Annotated in this window: 9 protein-coding genes; 6 read left to right on the plus strand and 3 right to left on the minus strand. The window is 64.6% G+C overall.

Features of this window, described 5'->3' with window-relative positions; translation table 11 throughout:
- Positions 1–600: VldE C-terminal domain-containing protein (locus AWC31_RS37915; protein WP_474626683.1), on the plus strand; the 600-nt coding region annotated here is incomplete at its 5' end.
- A gap of 20 nt (positions 601–620) precedes the next feature.
- Positions 621–1,721: a hypothetical protein gene (locus AWC31_RS21210; RefSeq protein WP_133060199.1), complete on the plus strand. Its 1,101-nt coding sequence runs from the start codon at positions 621–623 to the stop codon at positions 1,719–1,721.
- A 30-nt stretch (positions 1,722–1,751) separates the two neighbouring features.
- On the opposite strand, the gene AWC31_RS21215 is transcribed toward AWC31_RS21210, so the two are convergent.
- Together AWC31_RS21215 and AWC31_RS21220 are read right to left on the minus strand one after the other, a co-directional pair.
- Positions 1,752–2,390, minus strand: a complete 639-nt coding sequence (locus AWC31_RS21215) for a Fic/DOC family protein (RefSeq protein ID WP_085145974.1) — start codon at positions 2,388–2,390, stop codon at positions 1,752–1,754.
- A gap of 12 nt (positions 2,391–2,402) precedes the next feature.
- A complete protein-coding gene (locus AWC31_RS21220) occupies positions 2,403–2,585 on the minus strand; it encodes an antitoxin VbhA family protein (RefSeq protein ID WP_064917787.1) in 183 nt (60 codons plus the stop codon).
- Positions 2,586–2,769: 184 nt separating this feature from the next.
- On the opposite strand from AWC31_RS21220, the gene AWC31_RS21225 reads away from it, so the two are divergent.
- Positions 2,770–3,006 carry a hypothetical protein gene (locus AWC31_RS21225; RefSeq protein ID WP_133060200.1) on the plus strand — a complete coding sequence of 79 codons (237 nt, stop codon included), beginning with the start codon at positions 2,770–2,772 and terminating at the stop codon, positions 3,004–3,006.
- A gap of 11 nt (positions 3,007–3,017) precedes the next feature.
- Here AWC31_RS21225 and AWC31_RS21230 read toward each other — a convergent pair whose 3' ends face one another.
- A complete protein-coding gene (locus AWC31_RS21230) occupies positions 3,018–3,842 on the minus strand; it encodes an abortive infection family protein (protein WP_234816940.1) in 825 nt (274 codons plus the stop codon).
- Positions 3,843–4,114: 272 nt separating this feature from the next.
- Between AWC31_RS21230 and AWC31_RS21235 the strand changes: the two genes are divergently transcribed.
- From AWC31_RS21235 to AWC31_RS21245, 3 genes are all read left to right on the plus strand, one after another.
- Positions 4,115–4,309 (plus strand): hypothetical protein, encoded by a 195-nt coding sequence (locus tag AWC31_RS21235; protein ID WP_085145977.1) that lies wholly within the window; start codon positions 4,115–4,117, stop codon positions 4,307–4,309.
- A gap of 138 nt (positions 4,310–4,447) precedes the next feature.
- Positions 4,448–4,870 (plus strand): hypothetical protein, encoded by a 423-nt coding sequence (locus tag AWC31_RS21240; protein ID WP_085145978.1) that lies wholly within the window; start codon positions 4,448–4,450, stop codon positions 4,868–4,870.
- Between the two features lie 105 nt (positions 4,871–4,975).
- Positions 4,976–5,449, plus strand: a complete 474-nt coding sequence (locus AWC31_RS21245) for a hypothetical protein (protein WP_133060201.1) — start codon at positions 4,976–4,978, stop codon at positions 5,447–5,449.
- The last annotated feature ends 275 nt before the right edge of the window (positions 5,450–5,724 follow it).

Here is a 5,724-nt window from a genome sequence, read left to right on the forward strand (position 1 = left end):
CAGGCCTACCGGGCGATCTCGGCTATGGGTGGTGGTCGCGGGATGATGGGCGGGATGGGGATGCCCAGCTTCGGCGGTGGCGGCATGCCCACCAGTGGTGGTGGTGGGGGTGGTATCCCCGGACTCAACGCACTGAGCTCACTATCCGCACTTGGCGGCCGTAACGGTTCTGCTACGCGGTCGGTGTCGGCGATCGCCTCCGGCCGGGCACTGGCCGACGGGCCATTGCCGCCAGGGAAAGCTCCGGAGGACCGGCTGCAGCGCAACACGATCCGTATCAATCGGGCTGTGTCAGCGGCGTTCCCAGAGATCCAGAAGATCGGAGGCTACCGCCAGGACTCCATGAAGTGGCATCCGCAAGGGCTGGCGCTGGACATCATGATCCCAAATCCGACCAGCCCGGCTGGTATCGCATTGGGTAACAGGGTCGTCGAGTTCCTGCAGACCAACCGGGAATCCCTCGGTGTCGATCACACGATCTGGCGCCAGCAGATCGACAGCGGCAGCGGCCCCAAGGCCATGGAAACACGCCCAGGCGGCCTCACCGCCAACCACTTCGACCATGTGCATGTGGCGTCGACGGGAGGTGGTTACCCGTGACCGGGTCGGTTGGTGCGTATGTGGCGCAGGTCGATCGTGTGTTGTCTGCTGGGGTGGGGTTGTTTCCCGAGTTCGGTGGGGGTTCGGGTCGGGTTGATGGTGGTGGGCCGGTGGTGCCGGGGGCGCCGTCTGGTGGTCGGTTGCAGACCGGTGTGGAGGGTGCGGCGGGCAGTTATCGGCAGGGCTGGACGGGTGTGTCGGGCTTGGATGCCGACACCAACACCGCTGCTGCTGATGGTCGTTCTGCTGGTGAGCAGGGTCGTGGTGGCGCCTCAGGGGTGCGGGATTCGGCGCGGTCGCAGGCCGCGGCGATCGCGCCGGCGACCGGGACGCCGGCGGGTTCGCGGTTGATGGTGTCGACGATGGATGAGCGCCTGGCCGCGATGCAGCAGCAGATCGATACCACCAAGGCCCAGAACAAGTTGGTGGCCGCGCGGGTACGTCAGTTGGCCCAGGCCTACCGGGCGATCTCGGCTATGGGTGGTGGTCGCGGGATGATGGGCGGGATGGGGATGCCCAGCTTCGGCGGCGGCGGCATGCCCACCAGTGGTGGTGGTGGGGGTGGTATCCCCGGACTCAACGCACTGAGCTCCTTGTCGTCCCTGCCGAGTTCGTTAGCCGGATCGACCAAAGCCCGGCTTGCGTCGGCCAGCACGGCCATCGGCCAGCTGCCGGCCGGGCTCGGTGGACCGCTGACAGGGAACTCGACACCGAGGGAGGTGGCGGCCCGGATCATCTGGGAGGCTCACCGCCGCAACTACTCTCGGGAGGAAACTATCGCCGCACTGTCCACTGCGATCCAGGAAAGCGGTCTCAGCCCGAAGGCGAACGGCGGCGGCGGGGCCTGGCACGGGATCTACCAGCAGGACACGAGCTACGCCGGCCGTGATGATCCAAACAAGAACATCGAGAGCTTCTTCAACCGTCTCGACAAGATGCGCGCGTCCGCAGGTGCAAGCTCGGACATTTGGAAGAACATCTTCTGGCTGCAGCAGCGACCTGGCGAAGACAGCGCGGGAGAGGCGTTCTCGGATGCCCAGGCTCGTCGCGAGTATTTGAGCGAAATAAAATCCAGAGAATCCGAGGCAGAGCACCTCTTCGACAGCATCATGGCCACATGACGACAACGACGACGCCGGGCGGCGGCTTCGTCAAAAATCGTATGCTGGCTCATCGTCGAGGATCTTTGCGAACATGGCGATCAACCCGCTGAGGTCGGATTGTGCTCGCGCTGCGTGGCACGCGGCGTGTAGCTCGTCCAGATCGGTTTTAGCCCAGTCGAGTCCGGCGCGACGTTCGGACAGGAGTAGGTCGAAGAACTCGCGTGTGGACCTGCCGTTGCCCTCACGGAATGGGTGGGCGAAATTCACGTAGTCGTATAGGTACGCGATGGTGGGGGCGAGGTCGGCGTTGGGCACGTCCTTGAGCTTGTTGTGGCGGTGGATCTCGTCGACGACGTGGTTCATCGCCTGGTTGATGTTGCCCGGGGGACAGAAAGACTCGCCGCCCTTTTCGATGCCGACGGTGCGCAGGTCTCCGGCCCACTCGTAGACGTCCTGGAAGAGGTGCTGGTGGATGCGTTGCAGGTAGGCGAGATCGTATGAGCGGTGTCCCACTAGGTTGGGATCTTCGCGGAGCTCGATCAGGCGGGTCTCGACGAGGTCGTTCTCCGCGTCTCGAAGTTCGTCGGCTGTGCGGGCTGCGACCCGGTTTCTCAGAATGCTCGTGCCGGGGACGAAATAGCCCTGCCAGTTGCGTTCGATATCGCCAGTGTCCCAGGGGTATGGCAACTCCCGGCCTGACTACTGGACGTTGTAGCGGCGGCGGACGCGATCGGTGAGTTCGGCTGCGGTGATCGAGCCGCGTGCGTAGGCGACCTGGTCGGCGCGGGTGGCGTCGGTGCTGCGCGAGCCCTCCAGCTCCGAGCTGCGACGAATCGCGCGGACAGCCTTGATCCGTCGCTGTGCTTTCTGCGCCTCGGTCATCTCGTCCACCACCTCCAATCCGTGTATTCCAGGATAGTTGACGAAACCGGCATCGCGCGGAGGCCGCGGCCGGATCCGTGGCGTTGGTCGGCCGCTCGACGAGTCTTGCTCGTTGCGCTCGCCGCGGTGGGGCCACACACTCGGACTCGTGTGGAAACACATCACTTCACGAGAGGCCTTACCTATGACCAGCCCTGACCGAGCTGCCACCGAAAGCCGGATCCACCAACTGATCTCAGATATGGAGATGAGCCTGCAAAGCCTGCAACGCGGTGTCGATGTGACGCATCAGCTGTGGCGCGGCCGAGCCGGCGATCAGTTCGCCAGTTCTGTGCACGGCGAGCTCGCTGGGGGCCGCGCGCTGCTCGATGAGATGCGGACCACGGTCGCCGCTCCGTCCTGGGACGGTGCGGCCCGGTAGCTCGCGTTTCTTTAGAGCACGTCGAGCATGGCACCGGCCAGTAGTGCGGTTGCCCGCGCGACCAGGCGCGCCTCGGCCGGTGTGAGCGGCGTCGTCTTGGTTGGCGGCCCGGGCTTGCCGTGACCGGTTCCGGCGTCGTTGCGTAGCCGGTTGACCGCGGTACCCAACAGGAACAGGCACTGCTGCACGGCGCGGTGCGGGTCTCGGTCGAGCTGGACGTTCGGCCCGACTTCCAGGCCCAGTGTGGTGAACGCGTTGGCGAGGGTCACGGGGAAACTGCCTTGGTGGCCGCCCTGCGGGTAGCTGCCGGTGCGCTCGACGAGGACGTGGCGGGCCGTGGCTTCGTCGAGCTCCTTACCCGTGCCGATCTGTAGTGCCGGATCATCTGGGTTGAGGTTGATCCGACGTACGTAGCCAAGGAGGGCATCGGTGAGTTCGGTGCCAGCCAGGTTGTCGATGACGGTGGGTAGCAGTTCACCGGACTCGGCCAGGGTCAGCCCGAGACGGCGGAATGGTGCCACCAGGCGGCTGATCTTTTCCTGACCCGCGTAGCTGGGCATTGTCGGGGCGAACGCGCCGTCGGCACGGAGCAGGGCCACGATCTCTTGCGCGAGGGCCAGGCCCGCGGCCGGGTCATGGTCGGCGGCGTACCGGAAGGTTCGCCGCACCCGCTTGACTTTGCCGATGGGTCGGCCATCCCGGTCTTTGCCGCCAGGACCAGGATCACCGGCGGTGAGCCTGTGGTGAGTGAAGGCCTGATCCAGCTCGTCGTGCGATGGGCCCGCCCGGTCGAAGAACTCGCTCAGTACCGCTCCAAGCTCGATCAGATCGCTCACGGGCTCAAACCTAGCCTCGGCGCGGGACAGGCCTGATCCAACGCGCTGCGTGTTTTGAGCCGTACGTTGCCGGTCCAGTTGCGGGAGTGCTCCGGCGTGTCGACCCACGCCCCGGGTTTCAGCCATACGGTCATTTCCATGCTTGTCCGACATCCCAACGAACGCTGTGACCAGCGTGTCAGCACCGCCACCTGTAGAAATTGCCGTCCGGCTCATGAACAGGGGAAGGCCCGGCACTTCCGCTCCGGGCCCATGACCATGAAGGAAATCCCGTGAAGAACTTCGTTCTCGTGGCGCTTATGGCCAGCGTGCTCTCCTACCTGGCCCTGTGCGCGTACTGCATCGCTGCTACGGGCAGCACAGAGGGGCTTGCCGGCATCGGGGCGGCCGCGATCACCGCGCTGTGTGGCGTGGTCGCTGCATACATGCGGCGCGGCGACAAACGGCAGGACGACAGTGGCGATTGACATGGACTGGCCACCCGCCCCACGGGCGGGCGGCCACGTTCAGCACCCGCTCCAGCCAATCTTCGACGACGTGGCGCGGAAGTTCGGCACGATGTTCGCATGAGGCCAGAGGTTTGGATTTCAACGACGACATCCGAGGTGACCTTCGACAACAACACACCCGGCAGCCAGTGGGAACACGTCGGCACTCTCGATACAGCACAACAAAGCGATCTCACCAAGAACCTCCAAGTGCTGCTCGGTCATCGCAGAACCGCGCCGCGGCTCCCAGGCTTCTACCTGAGCGGAGACCCCGAAAGCGCCTGGGTTCAAGCCGCCAAGCAAGACCCCACTACGCAATCAGCGTTCTGGATTGCCATCGATCCCTGGGGGACCATGCGGGCGTCTATACACGGCGCCCCCGAGACCTACTTCGTCAGCAACGAGATGGCGACGGTGACCCGGTCATTGGCACGGCGTGCACCCGAACCTCATCCCGGGCTGCGCGTGAAACCGGTGATGATCGGCATCAAGGTCAAACGCAACGACAATGGTCTGTTCACCCGGCAAGTGCACGAATAGGTACAGAGGTGGTCGGCCGGCGATATTGATACGGCTTCTAGCTGAGCCGGAGGATTAGGTTCCCGGCTCTGTTGGTCGCCGCTGGTCGCCGGATATTCTGAAGAGGTGAGTGCTAGCGGTTATGTATCGCAGATAGACCGTTTGCTGACTTCGGCCGTATCGGTCTTTCCTGACCCGTCTCGCAGTGTGGAGTGGGTCGGGTTAGATCGGCCGACCATCGCGGCAGCACCGGCCGACGGCGGCGGCCAGCTGGCCGAAGCGCTCGACCAGGCGACCGATACCTATGCCCGGATGGCCGCCGAAACTGAAGCGGTGCAGGCGGCGATCCGTGACGCCGCGCAATCGGCCGCCGAGACAGCCCGGCAGGCAGCCATCGACATGGCCTCAATTCGGGACGCCGCCCAGTCACAAGGCACGGCGATCATGCCGGCCGATGATCTTGAGACCGCAGAGCCCCACGATCTGAAGCTGCTGGTCGAGACGATGGACTCCAAGCTGGAAGCGGCACAGGATGTTCTCGGCACCACCCGTGAGAACTTCGAGCGCAGCGCTGAGCGGCTACGGGCGGCCTACCTGTAGCCGAGCGCGGCAGCAAAATCGCCACTGCTCGATCAGCTCGACCAGCTGACCTGCACCATCGAGTGCGATGCTGCACCCATTCGACGCATTCGCTCGACCACCCAGCAAACCGCGTTGATCGACATTCACGCGCACAACTAAGCCGTTTTGGGTGTGGTTGGGGGTTTGGGGTGGTGGTTAGTTTTGGTGGGTGAGTGGCGGGTCGGTTGGTGCGTATGTGGCGCAGGTCGATCGTGTGTTGTCTGCTGGGGTGGGGTTGTTTCCCGAGTTCGGTC

Source organism: Mycolicibacterium wolinskyi (assembly GCF_002101965.1).
Classification (GTDB): domain Bacteria; phylum Actinomycetota; class Actinomycetes; order Mycobacteriales; family Mycobacteriaceae; genus Mycobacterium; species Mycobacterium wolinskyi.

Bases quoted from the DNA above. Each gene is read 5' to 3' on its own strand.
- AWC31_RS21225 (WP_133060200.1), top strand. From the start codon at position 2,770: ATGACCAGCCCTGACCGAGCTGCCACCGAAAGCCGGATCCACCAACTG.
- AWC31_RS21220 (WP_064917787.1), bottom strand. From the start codon at position 2,585: ATGACCGAGGCGCAGAAAGCACAGCGACGGATCAAGGCTGTCCGCGCG.